The sequence below is a fragment of the Mesorhizobium sp. YM1C-6-2 genome (genome assembly GCF_003666685.1).
Taxonomy (GTDB): domain Bacteria; phylum Pseudomonadota; class Alphaproteobacteria; order Rhizobiales; family Rhizobiaceae; genus Mesorhizobium_K.
The window spans coordinates 16226-36264 of sequence record NZ_RCIZ01000018.1; the positions used below are offsets into that span (position 1 = coordinate 16226).

A 20039-nucleotide genomic window follows, 5' to 3' on the forward strand; every position below is an offset into this window, starting at 1 on the left:
GTTCATGCGAAGAGCCCAAACGACAGCCGCGCAGGATGGAGCGATGACGAAGAACGGGCTCACCTATGCCGAGGCCGGCGTCGATATAGATGCCGGCAACCTCATGGTCGAGAAGATCAAGCCGGCCGTGCGCTCCACGCGGCGGCCCGGCGCCGACGGCGAGATCGGCGGCTTCGGCGGACTGTTCGACCTCAAGGCCGCCGGCTTCTCCGATCCCGTCCTGGTCGCCGCCAATGACGGCGTCGGCACCAAGCTCAAGATCGCCATCGATTCCGGCAAGCACGACACGATCGGCATCGACCTCGTCGCCATGTGCGTCAACGACATCGTCGTGCAAGGCGCCGAACCGCTGTTCTTCCTCGACTATTTCGCCACCGGCAAGCTCGACCCCGACCAGGGCGCGGCGATCGTCGGCGGCATCGCCGAAGGCTGCCGCCGGGCGGGCTGCGCACTTGTCGGCGGCGAGACGGCCGAAATGCCCGGCATGTATCAAGGCAACGACTACGATCTCGCGGGTTTCGCGGTCGGTGCGGCCGAGCGCGGCCAGCTCCTGCCGACCGACGACATCGTCGAGGGCGACGTGCTGCTCGGCCTCGCCTCTTCCGGCCTGCATTCGAATGGATTCTCGCTGGTCCGCCGCATCGTCTCGGCATCCGGGCTCGGCTGGGCCGACGCCGCGCCCTTCGCCGATGGGCAAACTCTTGCCGAGGCGCTGCTTGAGCCGACCCGCATCTATGTGAAGCCGCTGCTCGGCGCCATACGCGGCACGCACGGCATCAAGGCGCTGGCGCACATCACCGGCGGCGGTTTCCCGGAGAATATTCCGCGCGTCCTGCCGAAGGATTTTTCAGCCGAGATCGATCTCGACGCCATCGAAGTGCCGCCCGTCTTCTCGTGGCTGGCAAAGACCGGCGGCGTCGCGGCCAACGAGATGATGCGCACCTTCAACTGCGGCATCGGTATGGTGCTGGCGGTCGCCTCGGGTCAGGCGGCGCAGGTCGCGGCCGTTCTTCAGGAGGCCGGCGAGACGGTGACGCCCATCGGCCGCATCGTTCCGCGCCGCGACGCCGGCGTCATTTATAGAGGCTCGATCGCGCTATGACCGGGACACGCAAAAGGGTCGCGATCCTGATCTCGGGCCGCGGAACCAACATGGCGAAACTGATCGAGGCCGCCGAGGATTCATCCTATCCGGCCGAGATCGTCGGCGTGATATCCGACGTTCCCGATGCGCCCGGTCTGGTCTTCGCGGCCGACAGGGGGATCGGCACGGCGGCGATCCCGCGCGGCGACTATCCAAGCAAGGACGCGCACGAAGACGCGATCGATGCGGCGCTTCAGGTGCTCGGCGCCGACATCGTCTGCCTCGCCGGCTATATGCGGCTGCTGACAGCAAGATTCGTCGAATCCTGGGCAGGCCGCCTCATCAACATCCATCCCTCGCTCCTGCCCAACTTCAAGGGGCTGGATACGCATCGCCGCGCCCTTGAGGCCGGCTTGCGTATCCACGGCTGCACGGTGCATTTCGTGACGGCGGAGACGGATGGCGGCCCGATCATCGCGCAAGCCGCAGTACCCGTGCTGACCGGCGACAGCGAGGCCGAACTCGCAGCGCGGGTGCTCAAGGCCGAGCACGAACTCTATCCGCTTGCGTTACGGCTGGTTGCCGACGGCAAGGCTTCGATGGTTAACGGAGCTACCAGATTTTCCGAATTGACGGAGATGCGCGCGCAAACACTTCTGGCGCCAAATCCAGTAGCGGATGTTCTGGATCTTGAGGAGCTTGCCAGAATAACGCCATAGCGGACCTATGCTTTCCGCATTTCCTCACCCGATTATTGTGACAGTACCTTTGTGATCGACACCTTGTCTGTTCTTTGCTAGGATTAGCCCTAGCTAAGATAGGCTGCTCCATGGCTTTCGCGCGAGAAGAGCCTTCCGGGGACTCCCAACCCGCCACCCCGCAACGTCGGTGGTCATGGTTGCTCTTTACTGCCTTGCTGGTTTTCCTCGTCGCCCTGATCACTGCGGCTCCCCAATGGTTGAGGTATGCAGAAGCCTGGCGGGAAGATGTTCCCGCCGATCAGCTTGAAGCGTACAAAAGGCAGAGTGAGCTTTGGCAAAGAAACTTAAGCTGCGCCAATGCCCCTGAACGATTCTTCGTGACGCCCAAGAATATTAAGGTCGACGCCACTATTTGTAAGTCCGGCGATATTGTCGTTCAGGTCATACCTCCCGACAGCAATGGACGTTATTACTGGGTGGATTTGGAAAGGCTCTCCTCCCGGGCGATTCTGGCGGACCTGTTCACTCTGAACGCTTATGCGGGGGACGGCGAGCCAGCCATGGTCGTGGCCCAGGCATCGTTCGTGATGTGCCAGCGCTTCCTCGATCAGAGAATGCTTCTTCGGGTCATCAACCAATCCGGCTCGTGCACCGACGAAGTCGTCGATACTTATACTGGCCTCGTTCAAAGCCGAAACGCCTCTGCTTGCAGAAGCAACTGCTGAGGCAGGCGGCAATGCCTATCGTCAGATCTCTGTATTTGATCGGTTTCGTTGCTTTGTCGGCATCGTCTGCATGGGCGCAGGCTAGTGCTGCCGAACCGGGCGACACCCCGGAAATCGAGACGGACGTTGAGACGGAAACGTCGGCTGACTGCGTGGAAAACAAAACCTGCCAGAAGGTCCAATCCGAAGACGACAAACAGAAAGCCCAGCAGGATCCGGCCGAAGTCGTAAAACCGCCAGAAGCCGTAGAGGACGAGCCGCAACCGCAGACGTGATCCGCCCTAACGATCGGCGGGCCGCCTTGCCCGACTTCGAGGCGCTGGTGCGCATCACCCCTGAACGCAGGCTGTCAGGAGCTTTGTGCAGGCACGTTGACAGGAAACGGTGCGGTCCCGCATCGTCCAAATCTCAACAGGACAACGCCACGTGATCCTGCCTCAATTCGCAGCGTCCGACGTCGGAAAAGCATTCGATGCCTTGCCCGCCGGGGCGCGCGAGGACCTGCTGGCCCTGCGCTCGACGATCTTTGACGTGGCTGCCGCGAACCCGGCGGTCGGACGCATCGAAGAAACGTTGAAGTGGGGGCAGCCCGCCTACCTGACCGCCGAGACCGGCAGCGGCAGCACAATCAGGCTAGGTGTGCCGAAGTCCGCTGCCCATGACTACGCCCTCTTCGTCAATTGCAACACAGACCTGACCCGGCAGTTTGCCGAAATCTATCCTGATGTCTTCACCTACGAAGGCACCCGCGCCCTGCTCTTCAAGTCCGGCGACACGCGGGATGCCGAAGCGCTGAAGCACTGCATCGGGCTTGCGCTTACCTATCATGTGCGGAAACGCTAGCAGCGTCCCGCGCCTTACCCGGCAGGGCGCCTCACCCAGACCTTGTTGTCGTGGACGGCAGCGCCGCCGTAGGGCGCAGGCGCGTCCGCGCCGGTGAGCACGTTGATCCCTTCACCCCGCTCATGGGCATCGTTCGGCCAGATGCCTTCGGCGATCACCACACCCTGCCGCAGCCCGTCGAAGAGCTTTGCGTGCAGCACGACTTCGCCGCGCTTGTTGCCGATCTCGACGCGGTCGCCGTCGGCGAGCCCCAGACGATCCGCATCGTTGGGATGCACGAGCAATGTCGGCCGGATTTCGCGCGCCTTCGACATCGGCGTCTCGGCGAAGCTCGAGTTGAGGAAGCTGCGCGCTGGCGAGGTCGCCAGCCGGAACGGATGCTCCTCGTCCGCCACCTCGATCAGGTCGACATGGTCGGGAAACTCGGGCAACCGGTCATAGGGGCCGAAAGCGACGCCCATGTTCCTGGGCGGCTTGTTCGGCGCCGCACCGCCGACCCATTGCGGCTTGAAGCGGAATTTTCCGTCCGGATGCCCAAAACCCTTGAGGAAATGCGCGGTCTCGAAATCCGGCTGCATGTCCAGCCATTTCTGTTCCTTCAGCGACGCGAAGTCGCCGAGCCCGCGCTTGCCGAGCATGACGTCGATATGCTCGCGTTCGGTCATGCCGAAGCCTGGCAGATGCGAGACGCCAAGGCGCTTCGCCAGTTCCTCGATGACGAAATGGTTGGTGCGGGGGCCCTCCGGCGGCTCGATGAGCTTGGGCCCGAGATTGATATGCTGGTTGCCACCGCCCCGGTAGATGTCGTCATGTTCGAGGAACATGGTTGCCGGCAGGACGACGTCGGCGACCTTGGCCGTGTCGGTCATGAACTGCTCATGCACGCAGGTGAAGAGGTCGTCGCGCAGGAACCCTTCTCTCACCAGCCGCTGCTCCGGCGCCACATTCGCCGGGTTGGTGTTCTGGATCAGCATCGCCGTCACCGGCGGGCCGCCATAAAGCGCGTCCGGCGCATTCACCAGCACCGGTCCGATGCGCGAATGATCGAGATAGCGGACATTGGGATCGCGCAGCCTGGTCCCTTCGAGCAGGCCCTTGTCCAGCTTGAAGATGCCGGAATTGGAGTGGAAGGCGCCGCCGCCCTCGTATTGCCAGCAGCCGGCGACCGCCGCGATGGACAGCGCGGCGTGCATGTTGACCGAACCGTTGCGCTGGCGCGCGAAGCCGTAGCCGAGCCGGAAGAAGGTGCGCTTCGTGGTGCCGACGAGGCGGGCGAAGGCCTCGATTTCCTCAACCGGCAGTCCGGTTATGGCAGCAGCCCATTCGGGAGTCCTGGTCGCAAGATGCGCCTCCAGCCCCTTCGGATCGTCCGTGTATTTCTCCAGATAGGCGCGGTCGGCCATGCCGTCCCGGAACAACACATGCATGACCGCGCAGGCGAGCGCGCCGTCCGTGCCGGGCTTCACGATCAGCCCGATGTCGGCCTGCTTCATCGTCGCATTGTCGTAGATGTCGATGACGACGATCTTCGCGCCGCGCTCCTTCCTGGCGCGCACGGCGTGGGTCATCACATTGACCTGGGTGGCGACGGCGTTGGTGCCCCAGATCACCACGCAATCCGACTTCGCCATCTCCCGAGGGTCGGAGCCGTGCAGCGCCCCTGCCCCCATGTACCAGCCGGTCCAGGCGAGATTGGTGCAGATCGAGCCGAAGAAGCCCGAGTATTTTTTCGCATGGCGCAGCCGCTCGATGCCGTCGCGCTGCACAAGCCCCATCGTGCCGGCGTAGAAATAGGGCCAGACGGTTTCGCTTCCGAGCTTTTCTTCCGCTGCGATGAATTTTTCGGCCACCAGGTCGAGCGCGGCTTCCCAGCTCGCCTCCTTCCAGTTGCCCTCCCCCTTGCCGCCGGCACGCACCAGCGGCTTCAGCAGGCGATCGGGATGGTGGACGCGGTCGGCGTAACGCGCGACCTTGGCGCAGACGACGCCGGCCGTGTAGCTGTTCGTCCGGTCGCCATGGATGCGCCCAATGCGATTGTCGGAAAGCAACTCGACATCGAGCGCGCATGTGGACGGGCAGTCATGCGGACAGGCCGAATGGCCGATCTTCAGCTTGGCTTGGCTGACGGTGGCGTGCTGGTTCATCCGCGGAACTTAACCGGAAATTCCGGCCACGTGTAGGGCCAGCCCGGCCGCGATGCTAACCGCCCTTCCTGTCTCGGCGAGACGGGGCCTACCAAGTGACATTCCACCAAAGAAAACAGATACATTAAAACGGCAAAAATTCTCAGTTTAACTGCGTTGAATGTCCCGGATTCAAAATATCCGAAACACACCTGCCAAGACACGCTGCCGTATAGATCCCATTCATCCCAATCGCGGATATGTGGGATTCCTCAAGCGGCAGATCATCGATCGCGTGATACAGCTCATCCTTGTGGTCGACGTCGACCTCGGAATGCATCAGGTATGTGCGAAAGATAGACGAAGGAAGTTCAACGCGCTCCATGAGTTCGTGTATATGCGTCGACCCATTCGCACTTCCTTCGAGGACGGCAATATATCCCAGAAGGGTTACCGGGTGATAATGGTTGATCCAGTAATACTGGCTTCCAACCAAGGCCGCCACGTTATGCGACGGCATCCTGCTTGTTATCCTGGCCCGATCAAAACCTGCTGTCTCAAGATCTTGAAGCGTCCACTCGTCATGATCCTCCTCCTCGCGCACATGTTCGTCAAAGTACAATGTCAAATTATTGCTGAGAGCGTCCGAGGAATTCATCGTTTTTGCGCGAGCATTTTCCATAAGCGGCACGCTCGCCCGGATAACCTGATGCATTAAAATAAGAAACTCGGGAAACAGGCGCGTAACGTCGGGACTGTCCCAAAGTTTATCCAGATTTTTGGCCAGCTCTGCACTTGCAAGTTGTATCTTGAAGCGGAGGAGTTCGCTGTTTCTCATATTGCACCGAAATCGTTGGAGTGCGACAATTGGCTTAGTATGAGGGGCGCCGACCGACAGTCCTTACATTGGCATCTACAATACACCCGCATAGTGCAATTGCCAAAGCCGCTTTAGGCACCTTGAAGGGAGTGGACCGCAATGACAAACGTCGAGAGGCTGGAGAACGAAGGACTTCTGAACACAGAATTCCTGACGGATGAGCAAAGGGACCTTATAAACCAGAAGCTGACCGAGCAAGAGATCAAGACGCTAATAGATATCAAGGGCAAGCTTAATTTCTTTGATTGGCCAATTCGCCCGATGATGTTCTAGCTCGACGGCACTTGAGTCAAAATTCCTTTTTGAAGGCCAGGGCAACCTGAAGCTAGTAGGCTATTGCCTTTACTAATGCGATTGTGAGGCCGAATGACGGTGTCTGCGCATGAGCAATCTCTCCGTTAGGGCTGCAACAGTCGTGCCGGCGGCGGAACTGACGCTGCTGTTCTCGGACATCGAAGGCTCCACGAACCTGGTTCGTGAATACGGCCGAGAGTACGACCAGATCCTCGAAAAGCACTTCGCTCTTCTGAGAACCGCCGTGACGAAAAATCATGGCGTCGAAGTGATCGCTCACTCGGATGCTTTTTTTGCAACCTTCGAGCAGGCTTCCGATGCCGTGGCTGCTGCCGTCGAGATCCGGAGGGCTATGGCTGGCGAACCCTGGCCTTTCGGAGCCAAGGTGATGGTGCGCCTGGGACTGCATACTGGGCGGCCGATACCCGTCAGCGATCCGAAGGTTGGTTATATCGGCATCGACGTTCATAGGGCGGCACGTATTTCAGACGCGGGAAACGGGGGGCAGATATTGATCTCGAGCGCAACCATGGCTGCGCTGAGGACGTCCGAAAAATTCAATGAATTCGACGTCAGATATGTCGGGGTTCACAGGCTTCGCGACCTGCAATATCCCGAGCATCTGTACGAAGTCGCCCCTGGCGCTGAGGTCGTCGAACGACGCCTGCGTTCGGTTGACGCGCGCATGACCAACCTCCCAACCAGCACGAATTCATTTGTCGGGCGGGACCGGGATATCGCGAAAATCAGCGAACTGCTGAAAGATGCCTCCGGGCATATCGTTACCCTGACGGGGCCTGGCGGTTCGGGAAAAACGAGACTCGCAATCGAGATCTCCAAACGGTTGCAGGACTTTTTTTCGGACGGTGTCTTTTTTGTCTCCCTGGAGGCGATTGCCGAAGAGAGCCTGGTCCTGCCCGCCATCGCGCAAGTTCTCGGCGTTTTGGAGTTCCCGGGGCGCTCCCTTCTTGATGGGCTGAAGAGGATCATAGGAAGCGCGAAGACTCTGATCGTGGTCGACAATTTCGAGCAGGTCGCAAGCGCTGCCGTACAGCTAAGCGAGATCGCCAGCGCCTGCCCGAATTTGAGGCTGCTGATTACGAGCCGCGAACTGCTTCATGTCCAAATGGAGACAGAATACCGCGTAGCGCCGCTGGTGCTGACTGGCGCCAAGGCTTCGCCAAGCGAGGCAACTCTGCTCTTCGAAGATCGGGCAAAACAGGTCGTACCGGGATTCAGCCTTTCCGACGACAATGCGGAGACGGTGGCTGAAATTTGCAGGAGATTGGATGGTCTCCCTTTGGCTTTGGAATTGGCCGCATCCCGGCTCAAGTTCCTGAGCGTTCGAGAATTGCTGTCCAGGCTTTCCGCGGGATTGGACGTGGTTGGTCGGAGTGGCAAAGCGGACCAACGGCACAGCACCATGAAGAACGCAGTGGACTGGAGCTACCGATCGCTGGGAAGCGCCGAGCAGAAAGCGTTTGCCGAACTTTCGATTTTTTCGGGCGGCTTTCGCTTGGAATCCGCGGAATTCCTTCGAGGCGAAAACCTCCTGGAAGTCGTCTCCTCGCTGTGTGAGAAGAACCTGCTCATTGCCGAGAACTTCGGCGGCGAACCTCGATTTCGTATGCTTGAGACCATCCGGAAGTTCGGCATCGAACTGTTGCCGGCTGACCGTGCGGAACAATTGAAATCGGTTCACGCGACGTACTTTTTAGGCGTCGTAGAGAGCATGGCGAAGGGTTTCGTTGGGCCGGGTCAACGGGGACATGTCACCCGGGTTCTATCGGAAGAAGACAACATCAGAGCTGCCATTTCCTGGTCGTTGGAGTCCGGCCTCACCGAAATGACGGGACGCTTCGCCAAAGCCCTGCTTTGGTATTGGATTCCAAGAGGGCGGTTCACTGAAGGACTTGCCTGGCTGGAACGCGCTGCAGCGTCACTTCCGGAGAATGCCAACCCATCCGAAAGGGCGACGATCCTGGATGTATATGGCTGGCTAAAGATGATTTCCGGCGACTATGCGGGCGCCCTGCCCTTGTTCGAGCGCGCACATGCTTTGTATCGGAGTTTAGGCCAAGACGATGAGTTGGCCGGGTCGATGACAACCCTCGGTATTACGAAGGCCGTGACAGAAGGAGGTATGGAAGGGCCCGAAATGATTATGACTGCGCTCGAGAAACAAAAGGAGGCGGGCAATCCGCACGGTATCGCACTGGCGCTGATCGCCCTGGGAGAGGGCGCCCGCGCAGGAGGAGACTACGATGCTGCATCGCAGTGTTACGAGGAAGCACTGAGTTTGATGCAGGATGATCACGATCTATATTGGACTGGCGCTCTCCTTTTGAACTTGGCAAACGTACATATCTACAAGGAAGATTGGGATCAGGCTTCACAACGATTGAAGAATGTATTCGAACTCGCCCAGGAATACGATTATCCGATGATGATCAATTTGTATGTTGCCTTGAAGGGGCGACTGGCTTTGAAGTTGGGCGACGCAAAGCAGGCGGCACGATTGTTCGGTGCGGTCGACTCGCTTTTGTCAAGTTTGGACGTGCACTTCGAACCCGCCGATCAAGCGGAACTCGACGAAAGTATCGCCGATGCCAAAGGGCGGCTCGGCGCCGCTTATGCCGATGAATACGCTGCGGGCAGATCCCTGTCCCGGGACCAGGCCATCGCTCTTACGCTGTCGTGAGCGACAGCAAGCTCATTCCTGTCGCAGGATCTTGTCCATCGGCCTTCCCTTGGCGAGTTCGTCGATCAGCTTGTCGAGGTAGCGGGCTTCCCGCATGAGCGGGTCCTCGACCTCCTCGACACGGACACCGCAAACCACGCCTGTGATCAGCGCGCGCGAGGGATTCATTTTTGGAGCCTTCGCAAAGAAGGTTTCGAAGTCGGTCCGCTTCTCAAGCTGCGTTTCCAGCGCCTTCTGGCCGTAGCCTGTCAGCCAGGAGATGATCCTGTCGACCTCCGCCTTCGTGCGTCCCTTCTTCTCCGCCTTCGCCACGTAATGAGGATAAACGCTTGCGAAGCTGATCGTGTAAATTCGGTGTTTTGCCACGAGTCCTCCTCCCTTATCTTCCTCCCACCGCGCCCATCTTCAACTCATCATGCCAGGAAACGCGACAGCTTCTTCAGTACGGAACCCGGCGCTTCGAGCTGCGGCAGGTGGCCGACGCCTGGCAAGGTCTCGAAGATAGCGCGGGGCATCAGCCGGTGCAGCGCCCTGCCGCGCTCGATCGGTATCCAGGGATCGTCCTCGCCCCACAGGATCGCAGTCGGGCACCGGACCTTGCCGAACATCGGCTCGACCTCTGCCGTGTATTCCTCGTCGGCCTGGGCAAACTGGCGGTAGAAGCTCTGCCGCCCCTCGTCGGAGAGCCACGGCTCGACCAGCCTGGCAAAGTCGTCGTCGTCGATCCCCGACGCAAGGGCGCCCCTGATATAGGCCTCGACCACGGCCTTGTGGATGTGCTTGGGAAGGCCGAGGAAGGCGTCCACATGGCGGCCGACATGGGCGAAGAATTCCGAACCCCACGGCCGCATGGCGACGACGTTCATGAGCACGTAGCGCTCGAACTCGCAGCCATGCAGCAGGTGGGCGCGCAGCGTAGTCGCGCCGCCGAAGTCATGCGCGACCACCGCGGGCCTGGCGAGCTTCCAGTGCGCCAGCATCTCGGCGAACACCTCGCCCTGCACGTCGAGCGAGGTGCGCTGCGCGGGATCCTTGCCCGAACGGCCGTAACCCGGCATGTCGTACCAGTGGACGCGGTGATGCCTGGCGAGCTCCGGGATGACCCGGTGCCAGGAAAAGGACGACCACGGCCAGCCATGCGTCAGCACCAGCGCCGGCCCGGCCCCGGTGGAGCCCGCGGCGACCGGTCCCGCCGACGTGCCAACCATTTCATCGAGCTTCCACGACATCGCGCATCCTCCGATTGCGCTTCAGCCGGAAAAGACGGCAGCCCTATTCCACCGTCGCCTCCTCGTATTCGCTGGACATCTCCAGCCACTTCTCCTCGTTGCGGGCGAGCTGTGCCGAAAGCTCGGAACGTTCCTTCGCGAGTTGCGTGGCAGCGCTCGGATCCTTCTCGTAGAGTTTCGGATCGGCGAGTTGATCCTCGATCGCGTCGATGCGCTTGCGCAGGCGGTCCATCAGCGCCTCGGTGGCGCGGATTTCCTTGGCGAGCGGCTCCGCCGCGGCGCGGCGGGCGGCGGCCTCGCGGCGACGGTCGGCCTTGGAGGCCTTCTCCGCCTCGCGCCGCTCGCGGCTGTTGCTGGAAACGCCTGTCACCAGCGTCTTGTAATCGTCGAGATCGCCGTCATACGGGTTCACGACGCCGTCCTTGACCAGCCAGAGCCGATCCGCGGTCGCTTCGAGCAGATGGCGGTCGTGGCTGATCAGGATCACCGCGCCCGGAAAATCGTTCAGCGCGAGCATCAACGCCTCGCGACTGTCGATGTCGAGATGGTTGGTCGGCTCGTCGAGGATGAATAAGTTTGGCCCGTCGAAGGCGGCGAGCCCCATCAGCAGACGCGCCTTCTCGCCGCCCGACAGATCTTTCGCGGGCGTGTTCATCTTCTCCGTCGACAGGCCGAAATTGGCGACCCGCGCGCGCACCTTCGATTCAGGCGCTTCCGGCATCAGCCGGCGCACATGCTCGTAGGCGTTCTCCTCGGGCCTGAGGTCGTCGAGCTGGTGCTGGGCGAAGATCGCGACCTTCAGCCCCGGCGCAACCGTCATCGTGCCGGTCTCGGGCTTCAGGCGGCCCGCCAGCATCTTGGCGAAGGTCGACTTGCCGTTGCCGTTGGCGCCGAGCAGCGCGATGCGGTCGTCGGCGTCGATCCGGAGCGTCATCTTCTTCAGCACCGGCTTGCCGGGCGCGTAGCCGACGTCAACGCCGGAGAGCGCGATGATCGGCGAAGCGACCGTCTTCACCGGCTCCGGAAAGCTGAATGGCCGAACCGTGTCGTCGATGACGGCCGCGATCGGCTTCATCTTCTCCAGCGCCTTGATGCGCGACTGCGCCTGGCGCGCCTTGGAAGCCTTCGCGCGGAAGCGGTCGACGAAGGACTGCAGATGCTTGCGCTGCGCCTCCTGCTTGACCCGGCCCTTCTCCTGCAGCTCGCGCTGTTCGGCAAGCTGCCGGTCGAACTGGTCGTAGCCGCCCCGCCAGAAGGTCAGCTTCTGCTTGTCGAGATGCACGATCGAGTTGACGGCGCGGTTGAGGAGATCGCGGTCATGCGAGATGAGCAGCACCGTGTGCGGATATTTCGAGACGTAGTTCTCCAGCCACAACGTGCCTTCGAGGTCGAGATAGTTGGTCGGCTCGTCGAGGAGCAGCAGGTCGGGCTGCGAGAACAGCACCGCCGCCAGCGCGACGCGCATGCGCCAGCCGCCCGAGAAGGAGGACGCCGGCCGCTTCTGTGCCTCGTCGTCGAAGCCGAGGCCGGCGAGGATGGTCGCCGCGCGGGACTCCGCCGAGTGCGCGTCGATGTCGGCAAGGCGGATGTGGATTTCGGCGATGCGGTGCGGGTCGGTCGCGGTGCGCTCCTCTTCGAGCAGCGCGGCGCGCTCGACATCGGCCTTGAGCACGATGTCGATCAGCGGCTCCTCGGTGCCGGGCGCTTCCTGCGCGACCTGGCCGATGCGCGTGTTCTTGGGCAGGCTGATGGAGCCCGTCTCCGAGGCAAGGTCGCCGGTGATGGCTCGGAAGAGCGTCGTCTTGCCGGTTCCGTTGCGGCCGACGAGACCCGCCTTCGTGCCCGCCGGCAAGGTCAGCGAGGCATGGTCGAGCAGGAGGCGTCCGGCGATGCGGAGCGAAAGGTCGTTGATAACAAGCATGGTCCGCGGCTTTTGCACCGCCGAAGCGGCAATCGCAAGGCCGCAACACTCACGCGAAGGCGCGCCCTTCTTCCGTACGCTGGAAATATATCAAATCCAGCGTAGGCGCTTCCTTGCCCAGCACCGTCAGGATCGTATGCGCCTGACCGCGATGATGGGTCTGATGGTTGAAGAGATGGGCCAGCGCCGGCGCCACCCGCTGCGAGACGGTGCGCATGTCGGTCACCGTCATGTAGGTGAAGCGGCCTGCAAGCGCCTTTTCGCTCTGTGAGCCTATCCAGTCGACCAGGCGCTTGTCCTCCATCTCGCGCGCGACCCGCAATTTCGGGAAATCGATGTAGAGGATGGTGTCCAGCGCTGCCGGCGCGTCGCCCTCGCCCGTAAACCGCTTCAGCCAGATCTTGTCGGCCACCAGCAGGTGGTTCAGCGTGCCGCGCATGGACTTGAAGAAGGCGCCGACATCGCGGGTGAATTCATCTTTCGTCAGGCCGGATGCCGCGTCGTAGACCTGCTGGTTGGCCCAGGCGTTGTATGTAGCGAACATCAGAAAATGCTGTTTCACGCGGCTTCCCCTTCCCCGACGGCGGCTATGCGCATCCCTGATAGACCGCAACCGGAAACAACGCCAATGGCTATCGTGCCCGGCTGCCTGTCGACGGCGGCGTCGGTGGCAGACCGTGCCGTCTCGATCCTAGCCATGAGCCCGTCGCAACGCCCGGCGCTTGGCAAGCCGTGCGACCGCCTGTATAGAGCCCGCCACGCTCAAACCGACACAAGGAACGACTATGGCGATCGAACGCACCTTCTCGATGATCAAGCCGGACGCGACCCGGCGCAACCTGACCGGCGCGATCACGAAGATGCTGGAGGATGCCGGCCTGCGCGTCATCGCTTCCAAGCGCGTGTGGATGAGCCGCCGCGAGGCCGAGGGTTTTTATGCCGTCCACAAGGACCGGCCCTTCTTCGGCGAGCTCGTCGAGTTCATGTCCTCGGCGCCGACGATCGTGCAGGTTCTCGAGGGCGAGAACGCGATCGCCAAGAACCGCGAAGTGATGGGTGCGACCAATCCGGCCAACGCCGACGAGGGCACGATCCGCAAGGTGCACGCCCTGTCGATCGGCGAAAACTCCGTACACGGCTCCGACGCGCCCGAGACGGCCGCTCAGGAGATCAAGTACTGGTTCTCGGACACCGAGATCGTCGGCTGACTTCTTGAGTCCGCCGATCACTCCAAGCGATTGATCCAAAAATAAAAAGCCGGCGCTCAGCGCCGGCTTTTTTGTTGTGGCCTGATGCCGGTGTGCAGGCGGACGTCAGCCTTGGCTCGCAAACCGCACGATGTCGGCGCCATCGGCGTCCACGAGAAAGAGCTTGCCGTCGCCGTCGATCCTGAAGGTTGCAGCCTTCTCGAGGGCGGCGAGGAACTTCCCCTCCTGGTCCATCAGCGCCGGGGCGCAGGCCATCATGGTCGCGCCGGCCTTGCCGATCTCGATCCTGTCGTCCTTGATTTCGGCCTGCGCGAAATAGCGGTTGCAGCCGCCGCTTCCGGCCACCTTGCCGTCGCGCGTGACGCTGAAGGTCGACTGGGCGTTGTCGATCACGCCCCTGCCGTTGATGTCCTCGGCCAGCCAGTTCGTGTCGAACAGGGTGGCGGGCGCCGCATCGGCGCTCTGCTTGACCATCTTCAGCACCATCTGCGCTGGCTCGGGCTTGAGCGGATCGACCGCATAGCGCTGGTCGTTGATGAACCAAAGCTGGTTCTCGACCATGATGCGAGCCTGCAAGGCGTAGGTGGCCTTGGCCTGGACGACGGCTGAATCGAACTTGATCTCGAACTTGATGGGGACCTGCCCAGCCGGATCGATCTTCTGCTCGCCGACCACCGTCTCCGGCGCATCGGCCAGCGATACGTCCAAAAGGCGCACCGTAAGCACGGCGTTCGGCGGCAACGCCATCCGCTCGCGGTAGGAAACCTCGCCGGTGATCGCAACCTCCTCGGCCGCGACGGCGCCCGGCATCAGCAGGCCGCCAAGCATCAGTGGGGCCAGCCCGAAAAAGAACAGTTCTGCAAGCCTGCCGAGCATCCGACATCCTCCAATGGAGCGGCGAGGTTCCACGACGAATAAGTCTGTTCCGTGGCCTTGCCGGCCGCACCCTACTTTTTCCAGCGCGCGGCGGCTTCCTCGTCGGCTTCCCTGGCGTCGACCCAGCCGCCCTCTGCGTCATCCGCGCGATGCTCCTTCTTCCAGAAGGGAGCGCGGGATTTCAGGTAGTCCATCAGGAAATCCGCCGCCTCGAAGGCGGCACGGCGATGCTTCGAGGCGGCGACGACGAGCACGATGTTCTCGCCCGGCCGGATCTTGCCATAGCGGTGGATGGCGGTGAGGCCGGCCAGTGGCCAGCGTTCAGCCGCCTCGCGGCCTATGCGCGTGATCTCCGCCTCGGCCATGCCTGGGTAATGCTCCAGTTCCAGAGCGGAAAGCGCACCCTCCTCGTCACGGCAGATGCCCGAAAAGGTCACGACAGCGCCGACGTCGCCGGCTGTCCTCAACCTGTCGATCTCGGCCGCCACGTCGAAGTCGGCTGCCTGTATGCGGACCACCGGAACGATGGGGGCGGTCATGACCTTCAGCCGCCCGTCATCGGCGGGAAAAGCGCGATCTCGCCGGCGCCTGCCAACTTCTGGCGATGGTCGACATGCTCGTGATCGAGGGCGACGCGGATGACCTCGGAGTGTCTCAGCGCGTGCGCATATTCTTCGCCGCGCCTCTTCAGCCATGCCAGAAGGTCCTCGACCGTCACGACATCGGCCGGCAACGACACGTCCTCCTCCTGCTTGCCGATCCGTTCGCGCACCCAGGCGAAATAGACGAGCTTGGTCATCTCACTCGTCCATGATGTGCTTGGCGCCGGCGCGGAAATAGTCATAGCCGGTGTAGAGCGTCACGATCGCCGCCACCCAGAGCAGCACGATGCCGGTCTCGGTCGAATAAGGCACTATCTTGTCCAGCGCCGGGCCGGCCAAGAGGACGGCGATGGCGATCATCTGGATCGCCGTCTTCCACTTGGCGAGTTTCGTCACCGGCACGCTCACCTTCAGGGCCGCCAGATACTCGCGCAGGCCGGAGACGAGGATTTCGCGGCAAAGGATGATGATCGCCGCCCACAGCGACCAGCCGGCGATCGTACGGTCTGTGTCCGCCGCCAGCAGAAGCAGGCAGGTGGCGACCAGCAGCTTGTCGGCGATCGGATCGAGCATGCGGCCGATGTTCGACTGCTGCTGCCAGGCGCGGGCCAGATAGCCGTCGAAATAATCGGTGATGCTGGCGACGATGAAGATGACCAGCGCCGACCAGCGGGCAAAGTCGCTCGACTGCAGCCGGCCTTCCAGGAAAAAACAAAGCACTACCAGCGGTACGGCCAGTATCCGTCCGTAGGTAAGGATATTCGGCAGGTTGAACGCGCGCTTGGCCATGTTTTTCAGACTTCCTCCTGCCCTACTGAAATCAGAAGCCGATGTAGGGGGTCAACTGCCTGAATTCTATGGACCAACACGATTCGCCGCAGGGACAATCAATTTTCGTGGAAATGGTTGTAGACGAGGCGCGCCACCGACTCCGATATGCCGTCCACCGCCATCAGGTCCTCGACCGCCGCGTTGCGGACCGCCTTGGCGGTGCCGAAATGCAGAAGGAGCGCCCGTTTGCGGGCCGGCCCGATGCCGCTGATCTCATCGAGCGGGTTCCTCACCATCTCCTTCTTGCGGCGGGCACGATGCGAGCCGATCGCAAAACGATGCGCCTCGTCGCGCAGCCGCTGCACGAAATAGAGCACCGGATCGCGCACCGGCAGCGTGAACGCGGCCTTCCCTTTGGCGAAGAAGCGCTCGCGTCCCGCTTCGCGGTCCTGGCCCTTGGCGACGCCGATCGCAACCACCCGGTCCTCGATTCCCAGTTCCTGCAGGATCGCACGCACGGCCGTCATCTGGCCCTGACCGCCGTCGATCAGGATGACATCGGGCCAGGCCGGGAAGGCGCCGTTCTCCGCGTCCTCCACGCCGTCCGCTTCCTGCGCGCCGTGCTCCTTGACCAGCCTGGAGAAGCGCCGCTGCATGACTTCCCGCATCATGCCGAAATCGTCGCCGGGCGTGATGTCGGTCGAGCGGATGTTGAACTTGCGGTACTGGTTCTTCACGAAACCTTCCGGTCCCGAGACGATCATGGCGCCGACGGCATTCGTGCCCATGATGTGCGAGTTGTCGTAGACCTCGATGCGGCGCGGCGGCTTGTCCAGGCCGAAAGCCTCCGCGAAGCCGGCAAGCAGGCGCGTCTGGGTGGAGGTCTCCGCAAGCCGGCGTCCGAGCGCCTCGCGCGCGTTCTGCACCGCATGGTCGACCAGATCCTTCTTCTCGCCGCGCTGGGGGACGATGATCGAGACCTTGTGTCCTGCCTTTGTCGCCAGCGCCTGCTCCAGGATTTCTTCCTCCTCGACCTTGTGCGACAGCATGACGGTGCGCGGGCACGGCTTGTCGTCGTAGAACTGGGCGAGGAAGGACGACAGCACCTCCTGTGCCTCCAGCGCTGGATCGGCTTTCGGGAAATAGGCGCGGTTGCCCCAGTTCTGGCCGGTGCGGAAGAAAAAGACCTGGATGCAGACATGACCACCGTCCTGGTGGATGGCGAAGACATCGGCCTCTTCGACGCCTTGCGGGTTGATGCCCTGGTGGCTCTGCACGTGCGACAGCGCGGCCAGCCGGTCCCGATAGACCGCGGCGCGCTCGAAATCGAGCTCTTCGGCTGCTTCCTGCATCTGCTCGGAAATCTCGGTCTTCACCTTCTGGCTGCGGCCCGAAAGGAAATCCTTCGCCTCCGTCACCAGTTCGGCATAGTCCTCCGCGGAGATCTCGCCGGTGCACGGCCCCGAACAGCGCTTGATCTGGTAGAGAAGGCAAGGCCGGGTCCGGCTTTCGAAGACCGAGTCCGTGCACGTCCTGAGCAGGAAGGCGCGCTGCAGCGAGTTGATGGTGCGGCCGACCGCGCCGGCCGAGGCGAAGGGCCCGAAATAATCGCCCTTGCGCGAGCGCGCGCCGCGATGCTTGAAGATGCCGGGCGAAGGATGGTCGCCGGTCAGCACGATGTAGGGGAACGACTTGTCGTCCCGCAAAAGCACGTTGAAACGAGGCCGCAACCGCTTGATCAGGTTGGCTTCGAGCAGCAGCGCCTCGATTTCGGTGCGGGTGACGACGAACTCCATCGTCGCCGTCTCGCGCACCATGCGGCCGATACGGTTGGTGTGGAAGCGGCCGTTGGCGTAGTTGGTCACGCGCTTCTTCAGGCTGCGCGCCTTGCCGACATAGAGCACGTCGCCGGCGGCATTCATCATGCGATAGACGCCAGGCGCGTTGGGCAGCCGCCTGACCAGCGTCTGGATCACCTCGGCTCCCACCTTGCCGTCGGCATCGCCGGCATGTGCCGTCCAGTCGATCGACGTGAAGGGCAGGTCTACGCTGGACGCCGGCGCTGCTTCAGGCTCATCGACAATCGCGTCTTCGTCGTCTGCCTCGTCGCCGGGGACGAAACCCGCAATATCGTCCGCCGCCTTCGTGCTGTCGCCGTGTCCCGGTATGTCTCTTCGCGGACTCATTCCACCATGCCTGTCACATCGGGCGTCTGCCATGCAAGGTGCTGGCCGCCGTCGAGAGCGATCATCTGCCCGGTTACCGAGCGCGCGTCCCAAAGATAGCGGATGGTTGCGCCGAATTCGGAGAGTTCCGGTCCCCGCACGAGGATCAGTCCGTCGATCTGCGCCCTGAAATCATGCGCCCCCTGCACCGTACTGGCCAGGGTGGGGCCGGGACCGATCGCGTTGACGCGTATGCGCGGTGCCAGCGCCTGCGCCATCGTCCTTGTCGCCGCCCAGAGCGCGGATTTCGAAAGCGTGTAGGAGAAATGGCGCGGCGTCAGGCGCCAGACGCGCTGGTCGATAATGTTGACGATCAGCCCTTCCTCCCCGGCCGGCAGCGCCTCCGCGAAGCGCCGCGCCAGGATCGCCGGCGCGGTGACGTGGATGGCGAAATGGCGATCCGCGACGGCGGGATCGAAATCCCGGACGGAATCGTCGCGGAAGATCGATGCATTGTTGACCAGCAGCCCGATGGGCCCGAGCGACTTCGACGCCTCGGCGATCAGTGCGGCGGTGGCCGTTGCATCGGTGAGATCGGCCTCGACAACAACTGCGCGCCCTCCCGCGCCACGAATTTCCTCGGCGAGCGAGCCCGCCTCCCCGCCAGACCGGTTGCAATGGATGGCAACCGCAAAGCCATGTGCAGCAAGGTCTTCCACGATCGCCCGGCCGATACGTTTCGCTCCGCCTGTCACCAATGCCGTGCGAGCGGCTCCCGTCATCATCGAATCCTTGCAGCTTCCGTTTTCGGCAGCTGGATCGCGAATGCGGCAGCCGCATATTAAAAGTCCGTTTTCCCTTTTGACGACTTTGTGACCGATTGCCCGAAATCGCGCCGTCAAGGGCTGCGGCGCGCTGCCACAGGCCAAGCTGATATAGAGTGCGCAACGCCTTGCACCAAGCGGCCTGCGGCATCACGGCACGAACTCTCCTGACACAGGCTGTTGCGAGAAGGACACGTCAAGGTTCAGCCTCATTGGCGCCGGCCAAAGACCCCATTTCAGGTTCGTTCGGGCCACATTTCGGCATGACATTCGGAACCGTCAGGCGACCGGTCCGTTCTTCCCCCCGGCGGGTCGGGACAGCTTATCGAACCCACGTGTCTCGTGGTCATGGAGTAAACAATGAAGAACAACGTCAAAATCGCTCGGCCGGCCGTGGCGGCGCTTGGGCTGGTGGCCCTTCTCGGCACCGTCCCAGCGTTCGCGGCAGACGTCGTGATGGAAGCGCCGCCGGCGCCCGCCGTCCCGATGGAAGAGCCGCCGCTCAACACCTGGTCCGGCCCCTATGCCGGTGTTTCGCTGGGCTACGGCTTCTCCGGTGAAACCGAAGTCGACGCGCCGATCGGAACGAACACGATCGGCACCGATGGCTTCCTGCTCGGCGGTTTCGCCGGTTACAACTGGCAGTCCGGCAACATCGTGGCCGGCGCGGAAGCCGACATCGGCTATAGCTGGGAAGAAGGCAGCAATGCCGGCCTGACCTCCGAGTCCGGGGTCGAAGGCTCGCTGCGCGCGCGTCTCGGTTATGTCGTGTCGCCGAACGTCCTGCTCTATGCCACCGCCGGTGGCGCAGCCAAGGACCTCGAGGTCTCGGGCGGCGGCGTCAGCGACAGCAACACGATGATCGGCTGGACGGCCGGCGCCGGTGCCGACATCATGGTCACCGAGCACGTGTTCGGTCGCGTCGAGTACCGCTACACCGACTTCGGCAGCGATACCTTCACGACCGCCGGCGGATCGGCCGACGTCGACGACAAGGACCACCGTGTCACCTTCGGCCTCGGCATGAAGTTCTGATCGGCACAATCCTCTTACGGCAAACCGGGCGCCTCGGCGCCCGGTTTTGTTTTGGCG

21 protein-coding genes are annotated in these 20039 nt (G+C 62.3%); 9 read left to right on the forward strand and 12 right to left on the reverse strand.

Annotated elements, in window-relative coordinates; all coding sequences use genetic code 11:
• Positions 1-43: 43 nt before the first annotated feature.
• The 5 genes from purM (at position 44) to D8676_RS25550 (ending at position 3353) form a co-directional block, all read left to right on the forward strand.
• Positions 44-1102, forward strand: coding sequence for a phosphoribosylformylglycinamidine cyclo-ligase (gene purM, locus D8676_RS25530; protein ID WP_121583919.1), 1059 nt, complete (start codon positions 44-46; stop codon positions 1100-1102).
• The gene (purN, locus tag D8676_RS25535; protein ID WP_121583920.1) at positions 1099-1803 is read left to right on the forward strand and encodes a phosphoribosylglycinamide formyltransferase; all 705 of its coding nucleotides are present in this window, start codon (positions 1099-1101) and stop codon (positions 1801-1803) included. Before purM ends, purN begins: the two co-directional genes overlap by 4 nt.
• 179 nt (positions 1804-1982) lie before the next feature.
• Positions 1983-2510, forward strand: coding sequence for a hypothetical protein (locus tag D8676_RS25540; protein ID WP_121583921.1), 528 nt, complete (start codon positions 1983-1985; stop codon positions 2508-2510).
• Entirely contained in the window at positions 2492-2785 is a 294-nt protein-coding gene (locus D8676_RS25545) for a hypothetical protein (RefSeq protein WP_147448267.1), read from the forward strand. Before D8676_RS25540 ends, D8676_RS25545 begins: the two co-directional genes overlap by 19 nt.
• A 109-nt stretch (positions 2786-2894) precedes the next feature.
• Positions 2895-3353 carry a DUF1801 domain-containing protein gene (locus tag D8676_RS25550; RefSeq protein WP_245427165.1) on the forward strand — a complete coding sequence of 153 codons (459 nt, stop codon included), beginning with the start codon at positions 2895-2897 and terminating at the stop codon, positions 3351-3353.
• A gap of 14 nt (positions 3354-3367) precedes the next feature.
• Here D8676_RS25550 and D8676_RS25555 read toward each other — a convergent pair whose 3' ends face one another.
• A complete protein-coding gene (locus D8676_RS25555; RefSeq protein ID WP_121583924.1) occupies positions 3368-5497 on the reverse strand; it encodes a molybdopterin oxidoreductase family protein in 2130 nt (709 codons plus the stop codon).
• A 142-nt stretch (positions 5498-5639) separates the two neighbouring features.
• The gene (locus D8676_RS25560; protein ID WP_121583925.1) at positions 5640-6314 is read right to left on the reverse strand and encodes an iron-containing redox enzyme family protein; all 675 of its coding nucleotides are present in this window, start codon (positions 6312-6314) and stop codon (positions 5640-5642) included.
• 141 nt (positions 6315-6455) lie between these two features.
• Here D8676_RS25560 and D8676_RS27515 point away from each other — a divergent pair, with 141 nt between their 5' ends.
• The gene (locus tag D8676_RS27515) at positions 6456-6629 is read left to right on the forward strand and encodes an aroma-sacti cluster domain-containing protein (RefSeq protein ID WP_183097251.1); all 174 of its coding nucleotides are present in this window, start codon (positions 6456-6458) and stop codon (positions 6627-6629) included.
• Positions 6630-6738: 109 nt separating this feature from the next.
• Positions 6739-9351 carry an adenylate/guanylate cyclase domain-containing protein gene (locus tag D8676_RS25565; protein ID WP_121583926.1) on the forward strand — a complete coding sequence of 871 codons (2613 nt, stop codon included), beginning with the start codon at positions 6739-6741 and terminating at the stop codon, positions 9349-9351.
• A 12-nt stretch (positions 9352-9363) separates the two neighbouring features.
• Here D8676_RS25565 and D8676_RS25570 read toward each other — a convergent pair whose 3' ends face one another.
• Genes D8676_RS25570 through D8676_RS25585 form a run of 4 tightly spaced genes read right to left on the reverse strand, consistent with a single transcriptional unit; the run spans position 9364 to position 13063 of the window.
• Complete coding sequence (locus D8676_RS25570) at positions 9364-9717, reverse strand: DUF2200 domain-containing protein (RefSeq protein WP_121583927.1); 354 nt, start codon at positions 9715-9717, stop codon at positions 9364-9366.
• Positions 9718-9764: 47 nt separating this feature from the next.
• A complete protein-coding gene (locus D8676_RS25575) occupies positions 9765-10580 on the reverse strand; it encodes an alpha/beta hydrolase (RefSeq protein ID WP_121583928.1) in 816 nt (271 codons plus the stop codon).
• A gap of 43 nt (positions 10581-10623) precedes the next feature.
• Positions 10624-12501: an ABC-F family ATP-binding cassette domain-containing protein gene (locus D8676_RS25580; protein WP_121583929.1), complete on the reverse strand. Its 1878-nt coding sequence runs from the start codon at positions 12499-12501 to the stop codon at positions 10624-10626.
• Between the two features lie 49 nt (positions 12502-12550).
• Positions 12551-13063: a DinB family protein gene (locus tag D8676_RS25585; RefSeq protein ID WP_121583930.1), complete on the reverse strand. Its 513-nt coding sequence runs from the start codon at positions 13061-13063 to the stop codon at positions 12551-12553.
• Between the two features lie 223 nt (positions 13064-13286).
• On the opposite strand from D8676_RS25585, the gene ndk reads away from it, so the two are divergent.
• Complete coding sequence (gene ndk, locus D8676_RS25590; RefSeq protein WP_121583931.1) at positions 13287-13709, forward strand: nucleoside-diphosphate kinase; 423 nt, start codon at positions 13287-13289, stop codon at positions 13707-13709.
• A gap of 105 nt (positions 13710-13814) precedes the next feature.
• Here the strand turns inward: ndk and D8676_RS25595 are convergent, their stop codons facing one another.
• The 6 genes from D8676_RS25595 to D8676_RS25620 all read right to left on the reverse strand — a co-directional run bounded on the left by D8676_RS25595 (position 13815) and on the right by D8676_RS25620 (position 18905).
• Positions 13815-14585, reverse strand: a complete 771-nt coding sequence (locus tag D8676_RS25595) for a YbaY family lipoprotein (protein WP_121583932.1) — start codon at positions 14583-14585, stop codon at positions 13815-13817.
• A gap of 71 nt (positions 14586-14656) precedes the next feature.
• A complete protein-coding gene (locus tag D8676_RS25600; RefSeq protein WP_121583933.1) occupies positions 14657-15124 on the reverse strand; it encodes a molybdenum cofactor biosynthesis protein MoaE in 468 nt (155 codons plus the stop codon).
• Between the two features lie 5 nt (positions 15125-15129).
• Entirely contained in the window at positions 15130-15384 is a 255-nt protein-coding gene (gene moaD / locus D8676_RS25605; protein WP_121583934.1) for a molybdopterin converting factor subunit 1, read from the reverse strand.
• Between the two features lies 1 nt (position 15385).
• Entirely contained in the window at positions 15386-15976 is a 591-nt protein-coding gene (gene pgsA / locus D8676_RS25610) for a CDP-diacylglycerol--glycerol-3-phosphate 3-phosphatidyltransferase (RefSeq protein WP_121583935.1), read from the reverse strand.
• 98 nt (positions 15977-16074) lie between these two features.
• Positions 16075-18144 (reverse strand): excinuclease ABC subunit UvrC, encoded by a 2070-nt coding sequence (uvrC, locus tag D8676_RS25615; RefSeq protein ID WP_121583936.1) that lies wholly within the window; start codon positions 18142-18144, stop codon positions 16075-16077.
• Positions 18141-18905 (reverse strand): SDR family oxidoreductase, encoded by a 765-nt coding sequence (locus D8676_RS25620; protein WP_121583947.1) that lies wholly within the window; start codon positions 18903-18905, stop codon positions 18141-18143. The genes uvrC and D8676_RS25620 overlap by 4 nt, the downstream gene beginning before the upstream one ends.
• A 402-nt stretch (positions 18906-19307) precedes the next feature.
• On the opposite strand from D8676_RS25620, the gene D8676_RS25625 reads away from it, so the two are divergent.
• Complete coding sequence (locus tag D8676_RS25625; protein WP_121583937.1) at positions 19308-19982, forward strand: outer membrane protein; 675 nt, start codon at positions 19308-19310, stop codon at positions 19980-19982.
• Positions 19983-20039 lie beyond the last annotated feature (57 nt).